The organism is Psychrobacillus sp. FSL K6-2843 (assembly GCF_038626375.1).
GTDB lineage: Bacteria > Bacillota > Bacilli > Bacillales_A > Planococcaceae > Psychrobacillus > Psychrobacillus faecigallinarum.
Genome location: NZ_CP152021.1, coordinates 88,316 through 111,010, shown reverse-complemented (window position 1 = coordinate 111,010; position 22,695 = coordinate 88,316). Strand labels below are relative to the sequence as shown.

Sequence of the window (22,695 nt, the reverse complement as noted above, 5' to 3'; positions counted from 1 at the left end):
TTGCAGGGGGTTTTACTTACTTTTTAATGTGACAACGACTAACTCAGGAGTATTAAATACACGAATAGGTACCAAACTGTTACCTAAACCACGGCTTACAATCATTGTTGTATCCTCTGCTTCATAGGTTCCTGATGTATATTTAGGAAACACTCCCTGCCCAGGAGCAACTAAACCTCCTAATCCGGGAATTCGGAATTGGCCTCCATGCGCATGACCAGAGAACACTAAATCCATTTTATAATCTACATAGTCTTGAAATACCTCTGGTCGGTGGGACAGCACTAGCGTATAATCCTCGCTATCTTCAAACCGCTTAAGCTGCTCATTAACTGAGAAACCGCTTAAGGGGTCTTCAATGCCGATAATACGCATCTTTTCACCGTTATATTCCATCATTTCTTCTTCATTGGTTAAAACATGGACACCCACATTCTGTAAGGAAGTTTTAATATGATTTACATCATTGGTGGCAATTTCATGATTCCCTGTAACATAGTAAACTGGTGCTATATTAATAATTTGATTGACTAAATCTAGACTATTCTGTAAGTCATAGCGATTGCTGTCAATTATATCACCCGTTATAAAAATAATGTCCGGGTTTATGTCCTTAATCTTATGGACGAGTTTAACTTGTTTTTCCCCAAATGTTGCATCATGTAAGTCTGAAATTTGTAGTATTGTCCAATCATTAAAGCTAGCTGGAATCTTTTTTGATTCAATTGTAACTTCGTTAATACTTACGCGAGTGTTCCCTATGTAAAGCGACACAGCTAATATTACTACTAATAAAAAAATCCATTTTTTCATCTAAAATCTCCTAGTTTGTATGTACAAAGAGGTTGTTCACGTGAGATTCAAAATAATCCCCATACATTTATATGGGGATTGCTAAATTTGTCGACTTTTCTTATTTCCCAGGAAATAAGTGCTAGTTCATTCCACTAGTGGCTGAAAAAACAAAGAAAAATATAATAGCATAAAGCAAAATAGTTAACACTATAGAAATAGCCATCCAAATAAGTGTTGCTCGTGCATAGTTACGTCTTGGATCTGGATTTCCAAACCCCCAGATAAACAGCATAACTAAATTGGCGATTGGAATAATCATAATAAGCATTGTAATTAGCCAATCTCCTACGGACATCTCAGTAGAAGTCTTTGAAGTCGAGCCTTCTGGTTTGTACTTTTGTAGCTGCTCCTCTTCATATGTGTTCAAATCAATTCCTCCATTCCCTATTATAATTACATGAGAAAATCATGTCTATTTCCATTTTACGTTATAAAAGGTAAAATAGTCATCTAATTATAGAAAAGAATTATTGAATTTTCATCATACTCATCGGAGTTACAATTCCAATTAATTGATTGCTTAATTTTCCATTCTTGGTAATGAGAAGAGCTTCTAATCTCTTCCCTCTTCCAATTGCAGATTTGAATATTTCCAGCGCCTCATAGACAGACATATCAGCTTCTACAAACCGATGATTCTCTCTATTACTTTCATGCTTCAGAATTTCACCCAAAGTAGCTTTTTTTCGGGAGAAGTTCTCGGATTCAGCCTCACTTGCCATCCACATAGTAATCCCTACAGGTGTAATGAGCCCCTTAAATTTATCATCACTATATACAGGAAACTGATTATATTTTTTGTCCTTAATAATCTTTAGTGCATAGATTAAAGAATCTGTTTCTTGAAAGGTAGTCACATTACCTGAGAACATTTGAGCCACAGTTATAGGTTTACTAAGAGCGCCCTCTAGTTCTTCCATCCTTGCTACGACCTCTTCATGAGGTTCAGCTATAGCATATTCCATTGTTGTTCTATGATGTACAATGGCATTTCTTAAATCGCCATACTCTCGTAAATCTGCTTCATATCTTCTAATAATAGCGTTCTTCTTTTTCGCGAAGTCAATTAGCCTAAAAAAAGATAGGTGCTCCTGCGTACCAACCATCTCTCTCATGATTTTGTCTAAACGGTTATAGGATGTAATGAAACGATCCGAGTTACGTAACTCCATGCTTTAGTCACCTCGTATTATATTTTTGCTTTAAATATATTCTTTTTAGCAAAATACACTGCTCCAATCAGTAAAATGCCAATTACCAATATAGTGATTAACATGCTCCACATGAAAGAACTCTGTGGTATATCCCCATTTAAGACTAGCCCCGCATACATCGGTAGCTTCCATGGAGAGATAGTCCAGTATGTGCCTAACAATCCATCTACAAACTGAACAAATATTACCAAAATGACAGATATGGTAGAAGCAATCCCTGTAGAGAATGCAGCGCTTGAAAACAAAACAATACTTACGACAAATAAAAGCCATATGATATAAGTACCTGAAAATCCAAAGAAGCTGGAGAATTCAATTGTTCCAAAAAGAATCGACGTATAATATAGACTTGCCATAATTCCTATAATAAAACTTCCTACAACGATTATACTCATTACAGCTAGTTTGCTACTTACATAGTCGGTAAATGAAATAGGCCGAACATATAACAAAGTAGCTGTTCCATTTTTTCGTTCCCTAGATACTAGCCCTGCAAACGCTAATGTCACTACTAGCATTCCGATTAATTGATATTGATTAATGGTGGACATTAGTATTTGCTCAGGCGTCATTGGAGGGAATTGAATGACTGTACCCTCTGGTAGATTGCCAACAGAGCTTAAAATCTGTGGCATATAGTAATTAGCTACTGGCTCAGTAATTCCAAAGAGAACAAATACGAGAGGAATCCATAGAAGTTTGAAATTACGAGTATTTTCTCTCCATTCCTTTTGAAATAACACTAGAAATGTCCTCATTGTTTGTTCACCACCTGCATAAATATTTCCTCGAGATTAGCTGCAGCCTTCTCTATCTTTTGGATATTCCAGTCATCCAGGGCAACATACGCTAGAATCTCTCTCATTTCAGGCTCCATTCCTCGTAAAGGAATCCAGACAGATTTCCCTTTTTGAATGGCTTTCCATGGGGAACTACTCACAAACCTTCCAGAATCTTGCTCGTTAGAGAAAAAGACTTTAATCATTGGATTGGCATACTTTTCACGAACCATCGATAGAGATCCTTGTTCGACTAGTTCTCCGTTTCTTAAAAATAATAGTTGATCTGTCATTTCCTCTGCATCATTTAAAATATGCGTGGAATATAGGATAGTCGTTTTTTCTTGAAGCTCCTTTAAGAGATTCAATATCTCTCGTCTACCTACTGGGTCCAAAGCCGATACTGGCTCATCTAACAAAAGGAGGGATGGTTGGTGTACAATAGCCTGTGCTAATCCTAACCTTTGTTTCATTCCACCAGAAAATGTTCCTATTTTTTTCTTCTTTGCTTTTTCTAAACCTACAAAATCTAATATTTTCTCTGCTTCTAATTTGGCCGTTCTCGTCTCTATCCCACTTAATTTTGCTGTCATCTCGGTAAACTCAAGTGCTGTGAGCCACGAAAAAAATTTAGGATACTGGGGTAAAAAACCAATCATGCTCCTAAGATCACTCTTATTTCCATCTAACTTAATATCACCAAATGTTGGCTCCACAAGACCTGTCAGCATAGAGAGAGTAGTCGTTTTACCCGCCCCATTAGGCCCAATCAAAGCAGTAGAAGTATTTTTCATCAATGAAAAGGATACATCTCGAACTACTGTTTCTCTTCCATATTCTTTTGTTAGTGATTCTACGCTTAATAATATTGTCATTCGTTACGTCTCCCCACTATAAAATATAAAATAGAACCTAATATTCCAGATATTAATATAATTATTGCCCATAGCCACTTAGGACCATTTGTTGCATATATTCTTATAAGGTCAATAAAGGCTACCAACATTAAAATGAATTGTAAAATAATAATTGGTAATACTAATTCCCAAGGTATAGTTGAAAAATTCAATATAGTTCCTCCTTTTTAATTCCTACCTTTATAAAAGAAAGGTTTCATAAATTATGTTATAATAAAAAATTGGGGGGTGAATTGAATGGAAACTATTATAAGAAAAGCTAAAAGAGAAGACGCCGAAGCCTCAGTTCCGCTGATCATGGAGGCAATTGGAGATATTTCTATGCAAATGACTGGTGAAACTGAAGAATCAGCAATTACCCAGGAATTCATTCACTTATTTACTCAAACCAGCAATCGTCATTCATTTTTAAATACATACGTTGCAGAAATGGAAGGTCAAGTTGCTGGAGTTCTAGTTTTTTATACTGCTGAACAAGCAGTTACTTTGGATGCTAATTTAGAGAAGTATCTTTCAGCCAAAAGTGGAACACAGGTTACAATCGATAAAGAGACGTTACCTGGAGAATGGTATATAGATACTGTAGTCGTTGATCCAACCTATCGTGGACATGGGATTGGAACGAAACTGTTAAATTTTGCTGAACAAGTAGTTAAAAATAACGGTGGCGGGAAACTCTCCTTGAATGTAGAAACTGAGAAAGAGGCTGCAATACGCTTATATAATCGTCTAGGATTTGAAAATGTTTGTCCTTGGACCATTATCGGCGAGCCTTTCTATCACATGGTGAAAACGGTAGGCCCCTGATTGAAGGAGAAGCAAGGTTATGAAATTATGGATTTACCCATTAATGGTTGTCTTCGCAGCCAGCTGTTATGGGACCTTATCAACAATGGTGAAGTTAGCAATTGGACAAGGATATACAGCTTCTGAAGCTGTTTCCAGTCAATATATTGTTGGTTTCCTATTAGCATTACTCATCTACATGGTTACACAAAGAAAAATACCACGCCTTTATGGCGGGTTTAAAATTGTACTGTTAGCAGGTATTTTTACAGCAACTACGGGTATTGTCTATGGACAAGCTCTTATATATTTACCAGCCTCTCTAGCAGTAGTCATGCTCTTCCAGTTTACTTGGATTGGCACATTGATTGATTGTATTATAAGAAAAAGATTACCTTCTCGAGCAGAAGTTATCTCTCTTATTATTTTATTTGCTGGTACTTTACTAGCTGCAGGTGTACTAGACGTCGATTTAAGTGGAATCGACTGGAGAGGCTGGGTTTATGGTTTCGCAGCCGCGGTATCCTTCTCACTTAACATGAACATCAATACTAAACAAGTAGAGGGAATGAATACTACTACTCGTCTGCTATGGGTTTCCTTTATCGCTGCTTTGATGATTTCGGTTTTCCAAAGCCCAGAAATTATGTGGAATGGGAAACTTTTCACAGAATCTCTTCTTTTCTTGGGACTAGGCTTAGGATTACTAGGTATCATTATCCCAATTTATTTCTTCGTAATTGCTGTACCAAAAGTAGGCGGTGCAGTTTCATCTATTTTAAGTGCTATGGAATTGCCAGTTGCTGTTATGGTATCCGTACTTGTTCTAAGTGAAGCTCTTACCTGGCTACAGGTACTAGGAATCGTTGTCATATTGATAGGTATGTGTATACCTACAATTGCAGACATCCGAAGAAAACAAAAACAACAGAAGGCTATATTTTAACTTGAAACGCTGAACTACTAGTTCAGCGTTTTTTTTATGATAAGAAAAGATTTAGGAATAGCTTTCTATCACTCATTTACTTAAGGTAGATACCTTCATTTTCTTATTTAATAAACTTAAGGATTCCTTCAACCAATCCATCTGCTAGCGGGAGGCTCGGATCTGTATATGTTGCCATATTTCCTGCTTCATCGTCTGGGGATTCCTTTAATACATGATTCATTTTCTCAATGATCAATAGTTCAGAATCTCCCTTTGCTTGATGTAAAAGTTTTGCATCGTTACTTGGAACTTGCATATCTAATGTACCGTTCACGATTAATACTCTTGAATCTAATTGTTGAATTTGTTCAGCTGGATTGTATTGTAACCATGAAATCATATATGGTTGAACAGACGGACGAAATATGCTTTGTAATTCATTAGAGACTTCATCCACCTGTTGACCTTGCTTAAGCTTTTCTAATATTTTTTGAGATTCCTCCATAAGATTATTTGGTAACTGAGCGCTTAATTGCTCTTTTAATATCTCATCTATTGGTCTTCCCGCACCTGCTAGTGATATAAAGATAGAGGCTTCTACCTCTTTTGCAGCAACCATACCTATAAGAGATCCTTCACTATGACCTATGAAGCCTATATCACTAAAGCGTTCGTCATCTTTTGCAAAGTTTGCCCAAGCTTCTGCATCTTCAATATAGTGATGAAATCTTAGTTCTTCTTCCTTTGTGGCAAGATCAATGTTTTGTCCTACTCCTCTTTTATCATAGCGAATGCTAGCAATTCCCTCTGCTGCTAGTTCTTCTGCAATCATTTTTAAGCTATTATTTTTCCCTACCATAACTAAGGAGTTTCCATTACGATCGGTGGGTCCTGAACCTGCAAGAATAATCATAAGCGGAAAAGGTCCTTCCCCCTCAGGAACTTCTATTTGACCAATCATTTTGCCACCCTTTACTTCAATTTCTTCTAAATGCTCAGCAGTTCCTTCAAGTTCATTTACTTTGCTCACTTCAAACGGGAACGACTGCCCTTGTTGTGTAAACGTCCCGGCGATTTTTTCATTTTCCAGCTTTCCTAGAAAGGATATCTTTTGTCCCGGTAGCGGCATGTTAAAAGTAATATCAGTATCGTTTAGAGTAATGTTGGTAAGCGGGTGATCATTTAAACCCTGGATAGGGATACTAATACTTCCTTTTTCTTTTGTAAACTGTATAGTGATTGGTAACGGCTGATCAGGCACATTAATAGATCCTTCCCATATCCCTTCTACAGTCTCTAAGGAAACAGTTTTCTTTGATTCATCCTTACCTTTGGACACATCGTTCACCCCCTGTTTGTTACTACAAGCTGAAAGTATTATAAAAAGAAGTATTAAAGTTAATATAAGGCCCTTTTTATTGATTATTTCCATCCCCCTTCTGTTCTATTTTAAGTATAACAGTAGTGCATAAAGGAGTAAATATTTTAATTGTTGTTTAAAATAATTATTATAATTATTCATCATAAGCTTAAAGGGTTTAAATTTGCATGTCCCTTGGGCTGCGAAAACAGATGGGTGGCAGATTTCTTCGTCACCCGCAGTCGATCGGTTCTCGCGTATGCTATACGCTCCGAGCCTCTCTTCCTTGCTTCCTCGAACTCTTTGCCCCTCTGCTTTCTCGTACACTTGCTTAGATAAAGATGATTGCCTTCGGCCTTTTTCTCTTTATACAAAAAAGCCGCCACCGATTACTCGGTAACGACTTCCTATAGTGCCCAGCGACGTCCTACTCTTGCAGGGGAACCCCCAACTACCATCGGCGCAGCTACGAAACCAGATGGACGGCAGATTTCTTCGTCAGCTGCAGTCGATCGGTTCTCGCGTATGCTATACGCTCCGAGCCTCTCTTCCTTGCTTCCTCGAACTCTTTGCCCCTCTGCTTTCTCGCACACTTGCTTAGATAAAGATGATTGCCTTCGGCCTTTTCTCTTAATACAAAAAGCCGCCACCGATTACTCGGTAACGACTTCCTATAGTGCCCAGCGACGTCCTACTCTTGCAGGGGGAGACCCCCAACTACCATCGGCGCTGAAGAGCTTAACTTCCGTGTTCGGTATGGGAACGGGTGTGACCTCTTCGCCATCATCACTAGACTTTTCGGCTTTCAATCCACTGCGCATTGCGTTGTCAACTTCGCTCGTTCAGTCAGTCACGTACGTAAGTACGCTCCTTCCTTCGCTCACTCGTTTCCTAGCACTGCTTGTGTTTTGAAATCCTCTTGAGTTGTTCACTCAAAACTGGATAAAAGACATCATTAATGGAAACAAACAATTTGGTTAAGTCCTCGATCGATTAGTATTCGTCAGCTGCACGTGTCGCCACGCTTCCACCCCGAACCTATCTACCTCATCGTCTTTGAGGGATCTTACTTACTTGCGTAATGGGAAATCTCATCTTGAGGGGGGCTTCGTGCTTAGATGCTTTCAGCACTTATCCCGTCCACACATAGCTACCCAGCGATGCCCTTGGCAGAACAACTGGTACACCAGCGGTGTGTCCATCCCGGTCCTCTCGTACTAAGGACAGCTCCTCTCAAATTTCCTACGCCCACGACGGATAGGGACCGAACTGTCTCACGACGTTCTGAACCCAGCTCGCGTACCGCTTTAATGGGCGAACAGCCCAACCCTTGGGACCGACTACAGCCCCAGGATGCGATGAGCCGACATCGAGGTGCCAAACCTCCCCGTCGATGTGGACTCTTGGGGGAGATAAGCCTGTTATCCCCGGGGTAGCTTTTATCCGTTGAGCGATGGCCCTTCCATGCGGAACCACCGGATCACTAAGCCCGTCTTTCGACCCTGCTCGACTTGTAGGTCTCGCAGTCAAGCTCCCTTCTGCCTTTACACTCTTCGAATGATTTCCAACCATTCTGAGGGAACCTTTGGGCGCCTCCGTTACACTTTAGGAGGCGACCGCCCCAGTCAAACTGCCCGCCTGACACTGTCTCCTACCCGGGTTACGGGTATGGGTTAGAATTTCAATACAACCAGGGTAGTATCCCACCGACGCCTCCTCCGAAGCTGGCGCTCCGGGCTCTAAGGCTCCTACCTATCCTGTACAAGTTGCACCAAAATTCAATATCAAGCTACAGTAAAGCTCCACGGGGTCTTTCCGTCCTGTCGCGGGTAACCTGCATCTTCACAGGTACTATAATTTCACCGAGTCTCTCGTTGAGACAGTGCCCAGATCGTTACGCCTTTCGTGCGGGTCGGAACTTACCCGACAAGGAATTTCGCTACCTTAGGACCGTTATAGTTACGGCCGCCGTTTACTGGGGCTTCAATTCGCACCTTCGCTTGCGCTAAGCACTCCTCTTAACCTTCCAGCACCGGGCAGGCGTCAGCCCCTATACTTCACCTTACGGTTTTGCAGAGACCTGTGTTTTTGCTAAACAGTCGCCTGGGCCTATTCACTGCGGCTCTTCTAGGCTATACACCCAAAAGAGCACCCCTTCTCCCGAAGTTACGGGGTCATTTTGCCGAGTTCCTTAACGAGAGTTCTCTCGCTCACCTTAGGATTCTCTCCTCGACTACCTGTGTCGGTTTGCGGTACGGGCACCTCCCACCTCGTTAGAGGCTTTTCTTGGCAGTGTGAAATCAGGAACTTCGGACTAAGTCCTCGCCATCACAGCTCAATGTTACAGAGTGCGGATTTGCCTACACTCACACCTCACTGCTTGGACGTGCATAACCAACAGCACGCTTACCCTATCCTACTGCGTCCCCCCATCACTCAAACGGTGGGGTGGTGGTACAGGAATATCAACCTGTTGTCCATCGTCTACGCCTATCGGCCTCGACTTAGGTCCCGACTAACCCTGAGCGGACGAGCCTTCCTCAGGAAACCTTAGTCATACGGTGGATGGGATTCTCACCCATCTTTCGCTACTCATACCGGCATTCTCACTTCTAAGCGCTCCACCAGTCCTTCCGGTCTGACTTCAACGCCCTTAGAACGCTCTCCTACCACTGATACCAAAGGTATCAATCCACAGCTTCGGTGATTTGTTTAGCCCCGATACATTTTCGGCGCAGCGTCACTCGACCAGTGAGCTATTACGCACTCTTTAAATGATGGCTGCTTCTAAGCCAACATCCTGGTTGTCTAAGCAACGCCACATCCTTTTCCACTTAACAAATACTTTGGGACCTTAGCTGGTGGTCTGGGCTGTTTCCCTCTTGACTACGGATCTTATCACTCGCAGTCTGACTCCCAAACATAAATCATTGGCATTCGGAGTTTGTCTGAATTCGGTAACCCGGGATGGGCCCCTAGTCCAAACAGTGCTCTACCTCCAAGATTCTAACGTTTGAGGCTAGCCCTAAAGCTATTTCGGAGAGAACCAGCTATCTCCAGGTTCGATTGGAATTTCTCCGCTACCCACACCTCATCCCCGCACTTTTCAACGTGCGTGGGTTCGGACCTCCAGTAAGTGTTACCTTACCTTCATCCTGGACATGGGTAGATCACCTGGTTTCGGGTCTACGACCACATACTCATTCGCCCTATTCAGACTCGCTTTCGCTGCGGCTCCGTCTTCTCAACTTAACCTCGCATGTAATCGTAACTCGCCGGTTCATTCTACAAAAGGCACGCCATCACCCGTTAACGGGCTTTGACTATTTGTAGGCACACGGTTTCAGGGTCTATTTCACTCCCCTTCCGGGGTGCTTTTCACCTTTCCCTCACGGTACTGGTTCACTATCGGTCACTAGGTAGTATTTAGCCTTGGGAGATGGTCCTCCCGGATTCCGACGGAATTTCACGTGTTCCGCCGTACTCAGGATACACTCTGGAGGGAATGAATTTTGGACTACGGGGCTTTTACCCTATCCTGCGGACCTTTCCAGGTCGCTTCATCTAACTCATTCTTTTGTAACTCCGTATAGAGTGTCCTACAACCCCAAGAGGCAAGCCTCTTGGTTTGGGCTCTTCCCGTTTCGCTCGCCGCTACTCAGGGAATCGAATTTTCTTTCTCTTCCTCCAGGTACTTAGATGTTTCAGTTCCCTGGGTGTGTCTCAGATGCGCTATGTATTCACGCAAATGTACTGCCCCATTACGGGCAGTGGGTTTCCCCATTCGGAAATCTCCGGATCGAAGCTCACTTACAGCTCCCCGAAGCATATCGGTGTTAGTGCCGTCCTTCGTCGACTCCTAGTGCCAAGGCATCCACCGTGCGCCCTTATTAACTTAACCTAAAAGTTAAAAGTACTACACTTGCGATCACGTAAGTGATCACAATTTGAATATCTTGCGTTTGTTTCTTTTTTTGATGTCGTTTTATCCAGTTTTCAAAGAACAAAATTATTTCGTTGGTGGAGCCTAGCGGGATCGAACCGCTGACCTCCTGCGTGCAAGGCAGGCGCTCTCCCAGCTGAGCTAAGGCCCCGAAATAAAAAAAGGTATGGTGGGCCTAAATGGACTCGAACCATCGACCTCACGCTTATCAGGCGTGCGCTCTAACCAGCTGAGCTATAGGCCCTCTTTGAATTTCCATATCTATTATATGTTAATATACATGAACATTCAAAACTGAACTGCAAAACGTTAAGATACAGATAAAGATCTGTATTCCGAATATATCCTTAGAAAGGAGGTGATCCAGCCGCACCTTCCGATACGGCTACCTTGTTACGACTTCACCCCAATCATCTGTCCCACCTTCGGCGGCTGGCTCCCAAAAGGGTTACCCCACCGACTTCGGGTGTTACAAACTCTCGTGGTGTGACGGGCGGTGTGTACAAGGCCCGGGAACGTATTCACCGTGGCATGCTGATCCACGATTACTAGCGATTCCGGCTTCATGTAGGCGAGTTGCAGCCTACAATCCGAACTGAGAACGGTTTTATGGGATTAGCTCACCCTCGCGGGGTTGCGACCCTCTGTACCGTCCATTGTAGCACGTGTGTAGCCCAGGTCATAAGGGGCATGATGATTTGACGTCATCCCCACCTTCCTCCGGTTTATCACCGGCAGTCACCTTAGAGTGCCCAACTGAATGCTGGCAACTAAGATCAAGGGTTGCGCTCGTTGCGGGACTTAACCCAACATCTCACGACACGAGCTGACGACAACCATGCACCACCTGTCACCGCTGTCCCCGAAGGGAAAAGCCTATCTCTAGGCCGGTCAGCGGGATGTCAAGACCTGGTAAGGTTCTTCGCGTTGCTTCGAATTAAACCACATGCTCCACCGCTTGTGCGGGCCCCCGTCAATTCCTTTGAGTTTCAGTCTTGCGACCGTACTCCCCAGGCGGAGTGCTTAATGCGTTAGCTGCAGCACTAAGGGGCGGAAACCCCCTAACACTTAGCACTCATCGTTTACGGCGTGGACTACCAGGGTATCTAATCCTGTTTGCTCCCCACGCTTTCGCGCCTCAGCGTCAGTTACAGACCAGAAAGCCGCCTTCGCCACTGGTGTTCCTCCAAATCTCTACGCATTTCACCGCTACACTTGGAATTCCGCTTTCCTCTTCTGCACTCAAGTCCCCCAGTTTCCAATGACCCTCCACGGTTGAGCCGTGGGCTTTCACATCAGACTTAAAGGACCGCCTGCGCGCGCTTTACGCCCAATAATTCCGGACAACGCTTGCCACCTACGTATTACCGCGGCTGCTGGCACGTAGTTAGCCGTGGCTTTCTAATGAGGTACCGTCAAGGTACGAGCAGTTACTCTCGTACTTGTTCTTCCCTCACAACAGAGTTTTACGATCCGAAAACCTTCTTCACTCACGCGGCGTTGCTCCATCAGACTTTCGTCCATTGTGGAAGATTCCCTACTGCTGCCTCCCGTAGGAGTCTGGGCCGTGTCTCAGTCCCAGTGTGGCCGATCACCCTCTCAGGTCGGCTACGCATCGTCGCCTTGGTGAGCCGTTACCTCACCAACTAGCTAATGCGCCGCGGGCCCATCCTGTAGTGACAGCCGAGACCGTCTTTTAACATTTCCTCATGTGAGGTAATGGATTATTCGGTATTAGCCCCGGTTTCCCGGAGTTATCCCAATCTACAGGGCAGGTTGCCCACGTGTTACTCACCCGTCCGCCGCTAAATCAGAAGAAGCAAGCTTCTTCATCATTCGCTCGACTTGCATGTATTAGGCACGCCGCCAGCGTTCGTCCTGAGCCAGGATCAAACTCTCCATAATAGAGAACTTAAAAAGCTCATTTTGTTTTGCTGGCATCATCATTAAATGATGTCAAAAATTGTTTTGCGTCAATACAACCGAAGTTGTTTGATGCTATATGTCTTAACGTTTTGCATGTTCAGTTTTCAATGTTCATGGTGGAGCCTAGCGGGATCGAACCGCTGACCTCCTGCGTGCAAGGCAGGCGCTCTCCCAGCTGAGCTAAGGCCCCAATATTATAAATAACTGGTCGGGAAGACAGGATTCGAACCTGCGACCCCTTGGTCCCAAACCAAGTGCTCTACCAAGCTGAGCTACTTCCCGTATATATGGCGCGCCCGGCAGGAGTCGAACCCACAACCTTCTGATCCGTAGTCAGACGCTCTATCCAATTGAGCTACGGGCGCTAATGTTTCATAAAAGTGGTGCCGAGGACCGGAATCGAACCGGTACGGTAGTCACCTACCGCAGGATTTTAAGTCCTGTGCGTCTGCCAGTTCCGCCACCCCGGCACTTTGATGAATCTTTGGAGCGGAAGACGAGGTTCGAACTCGCGACCCCCACCTTGGCAAGGTGGTGTTCTACCACTGAACTACTTCCGCTCGGTTATTAAGTTAAATGGTGCGGGTGAAGGGAGTCGAACCCCCACGCCTTGCGGCGCTAGATCCTAAGTCTAGTGCGTCTGCCAGTTCCGCCACACCCGCATATTTATTTCACAAAAAGTGAATGAGCCATGTAGGATTCGAACCTACGACCCTCTGATTAAAAGTCAGATGCTCTACCAACTGAGCTAATGGCTCGAAAAATGGTGCCGGAGAAAGGACTTGAACCCTCAACCTACTGATTACAAGTCAGTTGCTCTACCAGTTGAGCTACTCCGGCAGGAGTAAAGTTATGGTGGAGGATGACGGGCTCGAACCGCCGACCCTCTGCTTGTAAGGCAGATGCTCTCCCAGCTGAGCTAATCCTCCTGGGTAATATTAATTTCTTATTACAAGCCCAGCGACGTCCTACTCTTGCAGGGGGAGACCCCCAACTACCATCGGCGCTGAAGAGCTTAACTTCCGTGTTCGGTATGGGAACGGGTGTGACCTCTTCGCCATCATCACTAGACTTGAATAATTTAATTGAAAGACAAGTTCTATTATAACAAGTTTGTAGAGTTTTACAAGCCTTATTATCAAAAAAATATTATTCTTTCAAAACTGAATAAACTGACATCATTAGAAACAAACAATTTGGTTAAGTCCTCGATCGATTAGTATTCGTCAGCTGCACGTGTCGCCACGCTTCCACCCCGAACCTATCTACCTCATCGTCTTTGAGGGATCTTACTTACTTGCGTAATGGGAAATCTCATCTTGAGGGGGGCTTCGTGCTTAGATGCTTTCAGCACTTATCCCGTCCACACATAGCTACCCAGCGATGCCCTTGGCAGAACAACTGGTACACCAGCGGTGTGTCCATCCCGGTCCTCTCGTACTAAGGACAGCTCCTCTCAAATTTCCTACGCCCACGACGGATAGGGACCGAACTGTCTCACGACGTTCTGAACCCAGCTCGCGTACCGCTTTAATGGGCGAACAGCCCAACCCTTGGGACCGACTACAGCCCCAGGATGCGATGAGCCGACATCGAGGTGCCAAACCTCCCCGTCGATGTGGACTCTTGGGGGAGATAAGCCTGTTATCCCCGGGGTAGCTTTTATCCGTTGAGCGATGGCCCTTCCATGCGGAACCACCGGATCACTAAGCCCGTCTTTCGACCCTGCTCGACTTGTAGGTCTCGCAGTCAAGCTCCCTTCTGCCTTTACACTCTTCGAATGATTTCCAACCATTCTGAGGGAACCTTTGGGCGCCTCCGTTACACTTTAGGAGGCGACCGCCCCAGTCAAACTGCCCGCCTGACACTGTCTCCTACCCGGGTTACGGGTATGGGTTAGAATTTCAATACAACCAGGGTAGTATCCCACCGACGCCTCCTCCGAAGCTGGCGCTCCGGGCTCTAAGGCTCCTACCTATCCTGTACAAGTTGCACCAAAATTCAATATCAAGCTACAGTAAAGCTCCACGGGGTCTTTCCGTCCTGTCGCGGGTAACCTGCATCTTCACAGGTACTATAATTTCACCGAGTCTCTCGTTGAGACAGTGCCCAGATCGTTACGCCTTTCGTGCGGGTCGGAACTTACCCGACAAGGAATTTCGCTACCTTAGGACCGTTATAGTTACGGCCGCCGTTTACTGGGGCTTCAATTCGCACCTTCGCTTGCGCTAAGCACTCCTCTTAACCTTCCAGCACCGGGCAGGCGTCAGCCCCTATACTTCACCTTACGGTTTTGCAGAGACCTGTGTTTTTGCTAAACAGTCGCCTGGGCCTATTCACTGCGGCTCTTCTAGGCTATACACCCAAAAGAGCACCCCTTCTCCCGAAGTTACGGGGTCATTTTGCCGAGTTCCTTAACGAGAGTTCTCTCGCTCACCTTAGGATTCTCTCCTCGACTACCTGTGTCGGTTTGCGGTACGGGCACCTCCCACCTCGTTAGAGGCTTTTCTTGGCAGTGTGAAATCAGGAACTTCGGACTAAGTCCTCGCCATCACAGCTCAATGTTACAGAGTGCGGATTTGCCTACACTCACACCTCACTGCTTGGACGTGCATAACCAACAGCACGCTTACCCTATCCTACTGCGTCCCCCCATCACTCAAACGGTGGGGTGGTGGTACAGGAATATCAACCTGTTGTCCATCGTCTACGCCTATCGGCCTCGACTTAGGTCCCGACTAACCCTGAGCGGACGAGCCTTCCTCAGGAAACCTTAGTCATACGGTGGATGGGATTCTCACCCATCTTTCGCTACTCATACCGGCATTCTCACTTCTAAGCGCTCCACCAGTCCTTCCGGTCTGACTTCAACGCCCTTAGAACGCTCTCCTACCACTGATACCAAAGGTATCAATCCACAGCTTCGGTGATTTGTTTAGCCCCGATACATTTTCGGCGCAGCGTCACTCGACCAGTGAGCTATTACGCACTCTTTAAATGATGGCTGCTTCTAAGCCAACATCCTGGTTGTCTAAGCAACGCCACATCCTTTTCCACTTAACAAATACTTTGGGACCTTAGCTGGTGGTCTGGGCTGTTTCCCTCTTGACTACGGATCTTATCACTCGCAGTCTGACTCCCAAACATAAATCATTGGCATTCGGAGTTTGTCTGAATTCGGTAACCCGGGATGGGCCCCTAGTCCAAACAGTGCTCTACCTCCAAGATTCTAACGTTTGAGGCTAGCCCTAAAGCTATTTCGGAGAGAACCAGCTATCTCCAGGTTCGATTGGAATTTCTCCGCTACCCACACCTCATCCCCGCACTTTTCAACGTGCGTGGGTTCGGACCTCCAGTAAGTGTTACCTTACCTTCATCCTGGACATGGGTAGATCACCTGGTTTCGGGTCTACGACCACATACTCATTCGCCCTATTCAGACTCGCTTTCGCTGCGGCTCCGTCTTCTCAACTTAACCTCGCATGTAATCGTAACTCGCCGGTTCATTCTACAAAAGGCACGCCATCACCCGTTAACGGGCTTTGACTATTTGTAGGCACACGGTTTCAGGGTCTATTTCACTCCCCTTCCGGGGTGCTTTTCACCTTTCCCTCACGGTACTGGTTCACTATCGGTCACTAGGTAGTATTTAGCCTTGGGAGATGGTCCTCCCGGATTCCGACGGAATTTCACGTGTTCCGCCGTACTCAGGATACACTCTGGAGGGAATGAATTTTGGACTACGGGGCTTTTACCCTATCCTGCGGACCTTTCCAGGTCGCTTCATCTAACTCATTCTTTTGTAACTCCGTATAGAGTGTCCTACAACCCCAAGAGGCAAGCCTCTTGGTTTGGGCTCTTCCCGTTTCGCTCGCCGCTACTCAGGGAATCGAATTTTCTTTCTCTTCCTCCAGGTACTTAGATGTTTCAGTTCCCTGGGTGTGTCTCAGATGCGCTATGTATTCACGCAAATGTACTGCCCCATTACGGGCAGTGGGTTTCCCCATTCGGAAATCTCCGGATCGAAGCTCACTTACAGCTCCCCGAAGCATATCGGTGTTAGTGCCGTCCTTCGTCGACTCCTAGTGCCAAGGCATCCACCGTGCGCCCTTATTAACTTAACCTAAAAGTTAAAAGTACTACACTTGCAATCACGTAAGTGATCACAATTTGAATATCTTGCGTTTGTTTCTTTTTTGATGTCGTTTTATCCAGTTTTCAAAGAACAATTTAAATGCTCATCATAAAAATGAACACTCAAAACTGAACTGCAAAACGTTAAGATACAGATAAAGATCTGTATTCCGAATATATCCTTAGAAAGGAGGTGATCCAGCCGCACCTTCCGATACGGCTACCTTGTTACGACTTCACCCCAATCATCTGTCCCACCTTCGGCGGCTGGCTCCCAAAAGGGTTACCCCACCGACTTCGGGTGTTACAAACTCTCGTGGTGTGACGGGCGGTGTGTACAAGGCCCGGGAACGTATTCACCGTGGCATGCTGATCCACGATTACTAGCGATTCCGGCTTCATGTAGGCGAGTTGCAGCCTACAATCCGAACTGAGAACGGTTTTATGGGATTAGCTCACCCTCGCGGGGTTGCGACCCTCTGTACCGTCCATTGTAGCACGTGTGTAGCCCAGGTCATAAGGGGCATGATGATTTGACGTCATCCCCACCTTCCTCCGGTTTATCACCGGCAGTCACCTTAGAGTGCCCAACTGAATGCTGGCAACTAAGATCAAGGGTTGCGCTCGTTGCGGGACTTAACCCAACATCTCACGACACGAGCTGACGACAACCATGCACCACCTGTCACCGCTGTCCCCGAAGGGAAAAGCCTATCTCTAGGCCGGTCAGCGGGATGTCAAGACCTGGTAAGGTTCTTCGCGTTGCTTCGAATTAAACCACATGCTCCACCGCTTGTGCGGGCCCCCGTCAATTCCTTTGAGTTTCAGTCTTGCGACCGTACTCCCCAGGCGGAGTGCTTAATGCGTTAGCTGCAGCACTAAGGGGCGGAAACCCCCTAACACTTAGCACTCATCGTTTACGGCGTGGACTACCAGGGTATCTAATCCTGTTTGCTCCCCACGCTTTCGCGCCTCAGCGTCAGTTACAGACCAGAAAGCCGCCTTCGCCACTGGTGTTCCTCCAAATCTCTACGCATTTCACCGCTACACTTGGAATTCCGCTTTCCTCTTCTGCACTCAAGTCCCCCAGTTTCCAATGACCCTCCACGGTTGAGCCGTGGGCTTTCACATCAGACTTAAAGGACCGCCTGCGCGCGCTTTACGCCCAATAATTCCGGACAACGCTTGCCACCTACGTATTACCGCGGCTGCTGGCACGTAGTTAGCCGTGGCTTTCTAATGAGGTACCGTCAAGGTACGAGCAGTTACTCTCGTACTTGTTCTTCCCTCACAACAGAGTTTTACGATCCGAAAACCTTCTTCACTCACGCGGCGTTGCTCCATCAGACTTTCGTCCATTGTGGAAGATTCCCTACTGCTGCCTCCCGTAGGAGTCTGGGCCGTGTCTCAGTCCCAGTGTGGCCGATCACCCTCTCAGGTCGGCTACGCATCGTCGCCTTGGTGAGCCGTTACCTCACCAACTAGCTAATGCGCCGCGGGCCCATCCTGTAGTGACAGCCGAAACCGTCTTTTAACATCTCCCCATGTGAGGAAATGGATTATTCGGTATTAGCCCCGGTTTCCCGGAGTTATCCCAATCTACAGGGCAGGTTGCCCACGTGTTACTCACCCGTCCGCCGCTAAATCAGAAGAAGCAAGCTTCTTCATCATCCGCTCGACTTGCATGTATTAGGCACGCCGCCAGCGTTCGTCCTGAGCCAGGATCAAACTCTCCATAATAGAGAACTTAAAAAGCTCATTTTGTTTTGCTGGCATCATCATTAAATGATGTCATTTCTTTTGCTTGAAGAACTAGTCTATCAAGCTATATTTCTTAACGTTTTGCATGTTCAGTTTTCAATGTTCATTGCGCCATTTCGTTTTGGCGACTTTAATATCATACCAAATCTACTTTTCAATGTCAACAACTTTTTTTAAATTGTTTTTCGTGAAATTCGAAGTAAAAATGAGAACTTGATTACTATACCACCATGTGTGCACCTATTACAAGGGTTTTATACAAAAAAATAAATAAAACTTTCGGCGCACTATATATAGTGATATAAATTAAAAGAGATACTACCAATGGTAGTATCTCTTTCCTTGTTCCTTTTAATCTCTATGACGCATTGTAGGGAATAATAGGACATCGCGAATAGATGGAGAATTTGTTAATAACATCACCAAACGATCTATCCCGATTCCTAGTCCTCCTGTAGGTGGCATTCCATATTCTAAAGCTTCTAAGAAATCCTCATCCATTTCATGTGCTTCATCATTTCCAGCAGCTTTTTCTTCTAATTGCGCTTCAAAGCGTTGACGTTGATCGATAGGATCGTTCAACTCCGTGAACGCATTAGCATGCTCACGACGAACTATAAACAACTCAAAGCGATCAGTAAAGCGTCCATCTTCTGGATTTTTCTTCGCAAGCGGAGAAACCTCTACTGGATGACCATAGATAAATGTTGGTTGAACTAAAGTCTCTTCTACTTTTTGCTCAAAGAATTCATTTAACACATGACCTACTTCCATAGAAGGTTTCACATCTACACCATGTTCTTTAGCCAATGCATGAGCATCCTCTTTCGTCATCTCTTTCCAGAAATCAACTCCAGTTGTCTCTTTAACCGCATCAGCCATATGCCAACGTCTCCAGCCAGGCGCTAAGTTAATCTCATCGTCTCCATATTTAACGGTAGAAGAACCTAGAACTTCCTGCGCTACATGCGCTACCATGTTCTCTGTCAGGTTCATAATATCTTTATAATCAGCATACGCCTCATATAACTCAATCATTGTAAACTCTGGGTTATGTCGAGTAGATACACCTTCGTTACGGAACACACGACCTATTTCGTATACCTTTTCCAGTCCACCTACAATTAGGCGTTTTAAATGTAATTCGATTGCAATACGTAAGTAAAGCTCCATATCTAACGCATTATGATGCGTAATAAACGGACGAGCTGCTGCCCCTCCTGCTACAGTATGTAACAATGGTGTTTCTACTTCTAAGTAGCCCTGGCTATCTAAGTAACGACGCATCGATTGAATGATTCGACTTCTAGTGATAAATGTATTTTTGCTTTCCTCGCTAGTCATTAAATCTAAATAGCGTTGGCGATAGCGTTGTTCCACATCTTTTAAGCCATGAAATTTTTCCGGCATTGGACGTAATGACTTTGTTAAGAAGGTAAATTCTGTTGCTTTTACTGACAATTCACCTACCTGAGTTCTAAATACATTTCCGCGAACTCCTACAATGTCTCCTAAGTCAGCTGTTGTAAATAGTTCATAGGCATCTTCACCGATTGCATCTTTTCGTACATATATCTGAATTTGCCCACCCAAGTCTTGGATATGCGCAAAGCCAGCTTTCCCTTTTCCACGCTTGGTCATAATTCGACCTGCAACCACTACTTCGTGAGATGTTTCTTCTAACTGTTCTTTTGTGAACTCATCAAATTCAGCAATAACTTGATCACTTAAATGAGTTCTTTCATATTTACCACCAAAAGGATCTAATCCTTTTTCTTGTATGGTAGTCATCTTCTGGCGTCTCACCAAAAGTTGATCATTTAATTCTTCCATGTTAGACATTTCCTTCACTCCTTTTGCAATCTATTATTCGCAAGTATCATTTACGTTGCATTTATTGTACACAATTTCAGGGTTCTCTTCATCTTTTATTTCACAATCGAAGATTTTTCATTTTTCTGACGTATGATAAAAACGGAAAGAGCCGCCACTTGTCGTGACAGCCCACTAATTAAGCAAGAATTGTACTAGCCTCATTATATTCCTTTGAGGATTCTTCTGCAAAGAATCGTAAGTAGTCCTTAAGCTCTTGAGCAGTTTCTGTTTGGTTAATCATATTTCTTGCTGTACCATTCCCTCGAATGCCTTTAAGGTACCAAGATGCATGCTTACGCATTTCACGAACCGCAATGCCCTCTCCCTTTAAAGCTGTTAAACGATCAAAATGTAATAAACACACATCTATTTTCTCTTGGACTGTCGGCTCTGGTTTCAATTCTCCTGTTTCTAGGTATTCCACTGTACGATAAATCATCCATGGATCCCCTAAAGCAGCGCGTCCAATCATTACTGCGTCGACACCTGTTTCCTCTAACATACGCTTCGCATCTTGCGGTGTATTTACATCACCGTTACCGATGACTGGTATATTTACTGCTTCCTTTACTTGGCGGATTAAATCCCAATTTGCATGACCTTCATACATTTGTACACGAGTACGTCCATGAACGGCAACCGCTGCTCCACCAGCTCGTTCCACAGCTTGAGCATTTTCAACCATGTATAAATGCTCTTCATCCCAGCCAGTGCGCATTTTAACACTTACCGGTTTTTTTACGTTATCTACAACTGCAGAAACCATTTCATATATCTTGTTAGGGTCTAGAAGCCATCTTGCACCAGCTTCACATTTTATAATCTTGTTAACTGGGCACCCCATGTTAATATCTATAATGTCTGCAGAAGTATGTTCATCTACATACTTAGCAGCTGCTACAAGTGTTTCCTTCTCACCACCAAAAATCTGAAGTGATAGTGGATTTTCTCGCTCATCAATATAAAGCATGCTCAAAGTCTTTTCGTTCTTAAACACGATCCCTTTATCACTGATCATTTCAGCGTAGACTAGTCCTGCTCCAAATTCTTTTACTGTTAGGCGGAATGCTGAATTACAGATGCCAGCCATAGGAGCTAAAACTACTCGGTTATCCATTACGTGCTTACCAATTTGAAATGGTTTAGTTGATGCGTTAGTCATTATTCTTCACCTTCTTCTGCTACTCCTTTTAGTTCTTCTAGCTTTATATCGAGTATGGCAGCTATTTTTTCCAACTGTTTTTCGGTTGGAACACGCTTACCTTGTTCTATTTTGCCAAGTATAGACACAGACATATCCATTTCTTTTGCAAGTTCTACTTGCTTAATCATCTTTAACCTTCGAAATGCACGAATGCGTCGACCCCATCGAACGATTTCCATAAATGGACGCCCTCTTTCTGATCATGCACTATATTCGAAAAAGCTTGTTTTGTACTTGGATGGACTAATTCAGAGTTTATTTCCACAAGCGGAACAAGCACGAACCCTCTTTCTGTCATCCTAGGATGAGGAATGATTAGGTCTTCCGTTTTCATATTTTCTTCATTATACAACAAAATGTCAAGGTCTACAGTTCTCGGACCCCAGCGAACTAATCTCTTTCTTCCGAGCAAGTCCTCTATTTCGTTGCATTTTTTTAATAATTCATGAGGAGAATATAAAGTCTTAAGCTCTACGACTATATTTAAAAAAGCGGCTTGGTCCACGTATCCCACTGGATCTGTCTCATAGACCGATGACATCCTTTTTACCTCTATCTGTTTTGTCTCTTTCAATAAACCGACTGCCTCTTGTAAAAACTCTAAACGATTTCCAATATTAGAACCTAGAGAAATATATGCTAAATTCATATTGTACCTCTCGTTATATCGACAGCCACCGAAGTGTAGTGCCCAATAATCGGAGGATTTGGTTTCACTAAATGTATTCGACATCCACTTACCTTTTCTTTATACTCCTCCAGTATTCGAGAGGCAATTCTCTCAGCCACAGCTTCTATTAACAAATAAGGTTTTCCTTCCACTATTTCCTTACAAAGCTCAAATACCTCAGCATAGTTAACCGTTTCGTCTAAATTATCTGTTTCTCCAGCTTTTTTTAAGTCGCAAGCAAGCGTCACTGTCACTTTAAAAATTTGACCAAGCTTTGTTTCCTCTGGAAGCGCTCCATGAAAGCCGTAAAATTCTAAATCGTTTAAATGAATATAATCCATTC

The 22,695-nt window shown here is 44.5% G+C and carries 15 protein-coding genes, 11 tRNA genes and 6 rRNA genes; 2 read left to right on the top strand and 30 right to left on the bottom strand.

What is annotated here, in order from left to right; all coding sequences use genetic code 11:
- Positions 1 to 12: 12 nt before the first annotated feature.
- The 6 genes from MKY94_RS00595 to MKY94_RS00570 all read right to left on the bottom strand — a co-directional run bounded on the left by MKY94_RS00595 (position 13) and on the right by MKY94_RS00570 (position 3,917).
- Positions 13 to 813, bottom strand: a complete 801-nt coding sequence (locus MKY94_RS00595; RefSeq protein WP_342577794.1) for a metallophosphoesterase — start codon at positions 811 to 813, stop codon at positions 13 to 15.
- Between the two features lie 121 nt (positions 814 to 934).
- Positions 935 to 1,222 (bottom strand): hypothetical protein, encoded by a 288-nt coding sequence (locus tag MKY94_RS00590; RefSeq protein WP_229653977.1) that lies wholly within the window; start codon positions 1,220 to 1,222, stop codon positions 935 to 937.
- A gap of 100 nt (positions 1,223 to 1,322) precedes the next feature.
- A complete protein-coding gene (locus MKY94_RS00585; RefSeq protein WP_144538272.1) occupies positions 1,323 to 2,027 on the bottom strand; it encodes a CBS domain-containing protein in 705 nt (234 codons plus the stop codon).
- 17 nt (positions 2,028 to 2,044) lie between these two features.
- Positions 2,045 to 2,827: an ABC transporter permease subunit gene (locus MKY94_RS00580; RefSeq protein ID WP_144538271.1), complete on the bottom strand. Its 783-nt coding sequence runs from the start codon at positions 2,825 to 2,827 to the stop codon at positions 2,045 to 2,047.
- A complete protein-coding gene (locus MKY94_RS00575) occupies positions 2,824 to 3,723 on the bottom strand; it encodes an ABC transporter ATP-binding protein (RefSeq protein WP_144538270.1) in 900 nt (299 codons plus the stop codon). The genes MKY94_RS00580 and MKY94_RS00575 overlap by 4 nt, the downstream gene beginning before the upstream one ends.
- On the bottom strand, positions 3,720 to 3,917 hold the full coding sequence (locus MKY94_RS00570; RefSeq protein ID WP_225216048.1) for a PLDc N-terminal domain-containing protein: 198 nt from the start codon (positions 3,915 to 3,917) through the stop codon (positions 3,720 to 3,722). Before MKY94_RS00570 ends, MKY94_RS00575 begins: the two co-directional genes overlap by 4 nt.
- Positions 3,918 to 4,002: 85 nt before the next feature.
- Between MKY94_RS00570 and MKY94_RS00565 the strand changes: the two genes are divergently transcribed.
- Positions 4,003 to 4,572, top strand: a complete 570-nt coding sequence (locus MKY94_RS00565) for a GNAT family N-acetyltransferase (protein WP_144538269.1) — start codon at positions 4,003 to 4,005, stop codon at positions 4,570 to 4,572.
- Positions 4,573 to 4,591: 19 nt separating this feature from the next.
- Positions 4,592 to 5,497 carry a DMT family transporter gene (locus MKY94_RS00560; protein ID WP_144538268.1) on the top strand — a complete coding sequence of 302 codons (906 nt, stop codon included), beginning with the start codon at positions 4,592 to 4,594 and terminating at the stop codon, positions 5,495 to 5,497.
- Positions 5,498 to 5,600: 103 nt separating this feature from the next.
- Here MKY94_RS00560 and MKY94_RS00555 read toward each other — a convergent pair whose 3' ends face one another.
- The 24 genes from MKY94_RS00555 to folB form a co-directional block, all read right to left on the bottom strand.
- Entirely contained in the window at positions 5,601 to 6,818 is a 1,218-nt protein-coding gene (locus tag MKY94_RS00555; protein ID WP_342577793.1) for an alpha/beta hydrolase, read from the bottom strand.
- A 428-nt stretch (positions 6,819 to 7,246) separates the two neighbouring features.
- A complete protein-coding gene (locus tag MKY94_RS00550; protein ID WP_144538267.1) occupies positions 7,247 to 7,432 on the bottom strand; it encodes a hypothetical protein in 186 nt (61 codons plus the stop codon).
- Between the two features lie 85 nt (positions 7,433 to 7,517).
- A 5S ribosomal RNA gene (gene rrf, locus MKY94_RS00545) occupies positions 7,518 to 7,633 on the bottom strand.
- 179 nt (positions 7,634 to 7,812) lie between these two features.
- Positions 7,813 to 10,740, bottom strand: a 23S ribosomal RNA gene (locus MKY94_RS00540).
- Between the two features lie 117 nt (positions 10,741 to 10,857).
- Positions 10,858 to 10,933 (bottom strand) — tRNA-Ala (locus MKY94_RS00535).
- A gap of 16 nt (positions 10,934 to 10,949) precedes the next feature.
- Positions 10,950 to 11,026 (bottom strand) — tRNA-Ile (locus tag MKY94_RS00530).
- A 107-nt stretch (positions 11,027 to 11,133) separates the two neighbouring features.
- Positions 11,134 to 12,687: ribosomal RNA gene (locus MKY94_RS00525) — 16S ribosomal RNA — on the bottom strand.
- A gap of 135 nt (positions 12,688 to 12,822) precedes the next feature.
- Positions 12,823 to 12,898, bottom strand: a tRNA-Ala gene (locus MKY94_RS00520).
- A gap of 15 nt (positions 12,899 to 12,913) precedes the next feature.
- A tRNA-Pro gene (locus MKY94_RS00515) sits at positions 12,914 to 12,990 on the bottom strand.
- 6 nt (positions 12,991 to 12,996) lie between these two features.
- Positions 12,997 to 13,073 (bottom strand) — tRNA-Arg (locus MKY94_RS00510).
- A gap of 16 nt (positions 13,074 to 13,089) precedes the next feature.
- A tRNA-Leu gene (locus tag MKY94_RS00505) sits at positions 13,090 to 13,178 on the bottom strand.
- A gap of 15 nt (positions 13,179 to 13,193) precedes the next feature.
- Positions 13,194 to 13,268, bottom strand: a tRNA-Gly gene (locus tag MKY94_RS00500).
- 17 nt (positions 13,269 to 13,285) lie between these two features.
- Positions 13,286 to 13,370, bottom strand: a tRNA-Leu gene (locus MKY94_RS00495).
- Between the two features lie 23 nt (positions 13,371 to 13,393).
- A tRNA-Lys gene (locus tag MKY94_RS00490) sits at positions 13,394 to 13,466 on the bottom strand.
- A 6-nt stretch (positions 13,467 to 13,472) separates the two neighbouring features.
- Positions 13,473 to 13,548: transfer RNA gene (locus MKY94_RS00485), tRNA-Thr, on the bottom strand.
- Positions 13,549 to 13,561: 13 nt separating this feature from the next.
- Positions 13,562 to 13,637, bottom strand: a tRNA-Val gene (locus tag MKY94_RS00480).
- A gap of 26 nt (positions 13,638 to 13,663) precedes the next feature.
- Positions 13,664 to 13,779: ribosomal RNA gene (gene rrf, locus MKY94_RS00475) — 5S ribosomal RNA — on the bottom strand.
- Positions 13,780 to 13,904: 125 nt separating this feature from the next.
- Positions 13,905 to 16,832, bottom strand: a 23S ribosomal RNA gene (locus MKY94_RS00470).
- Between the two features lie 196 nt (positions 16,833 to 17,028).
- Positions 17,029 to 18,582, bottom strand: a 16S ribosomal RNA gene (locus tag MKY94_RS00465).
- The 16S, 23S and 5S rRNA genes sit together here with 11 tRNA genes alongside, the layout of an rRNA operon.
- A gap of 372 nt (positions 18,583 to 18,954) precedes the next feature.
- Positions 18,955 to 20,445: a lysine--tRNA ligase gene (lysS, locus tag MKY94_RS00460; RefSeq protein ID WP_151111816.1), complete on the bottom strand. Its 1,491-nt coding sequence runs from the start codon at positions 20,443 to 20,445 to the stop codon at positions 18,955 to 18,957.
- 169 nt (positions 20,446 to 20,614) lie between these two features.
- Positions 20,615 to 21,640: a tRNA dihydrouridine synthase DusB gene (gene dusB, locus MKY94_RS00455; protein ID WP_151111818.1), complete on the bottom strand. Its 1,026-nt coding sequence runs from the start codon at positions 21,638 to 21,640 to the stop codon at positions 20,615 to 20,617.
- Positions 21,640 to 21,810 (bottom strand): helix-turn-helix transcriptional regulator, encoded by a 171-nt coding sequence (locus MKY94_RS00450; RefSeq protein ID WP_340843977.1) that lies wholly within the window; start codon positions 21,808 to 21,810, stop codon positions 21,640 to 21,642. Before MKY94_RS00450 ends, dusB begins: the two co-directional genes overlap by 1 nt.
- Positions 21,811 to 21,812: 2 nt before the next feature.
- Positions 21,813 to 22,331 (bottom strand): 2-amino-4-hydroxy-6-hydroxymethyldihydropteridine diphosphokinase, encoded by a 519-nt coding sequence (gene folK, locus MKY94_RS00445; protein ID WP_151111820.1) that lies wholly within the window; start codon positions 22,329 to 22,331, stop codon positions 21,813 to 21,815.
- Complete coding sequence (gene folB, locus MKY94_RS00440) at positions 22,328 to 22,693, bottom strand: dihydroneopterin aldolase (RefSeq protein WP_342577792.1); 366 nt, start codon at positions 22,691 to 22,693, stop codon at positions 22,328 to 22,330. Before folB ends, folK begins: the two co-directional genes overlap by 4 nt.
- Positions 22,694 to 22,695: the final 2 nt, after the last annotated feature.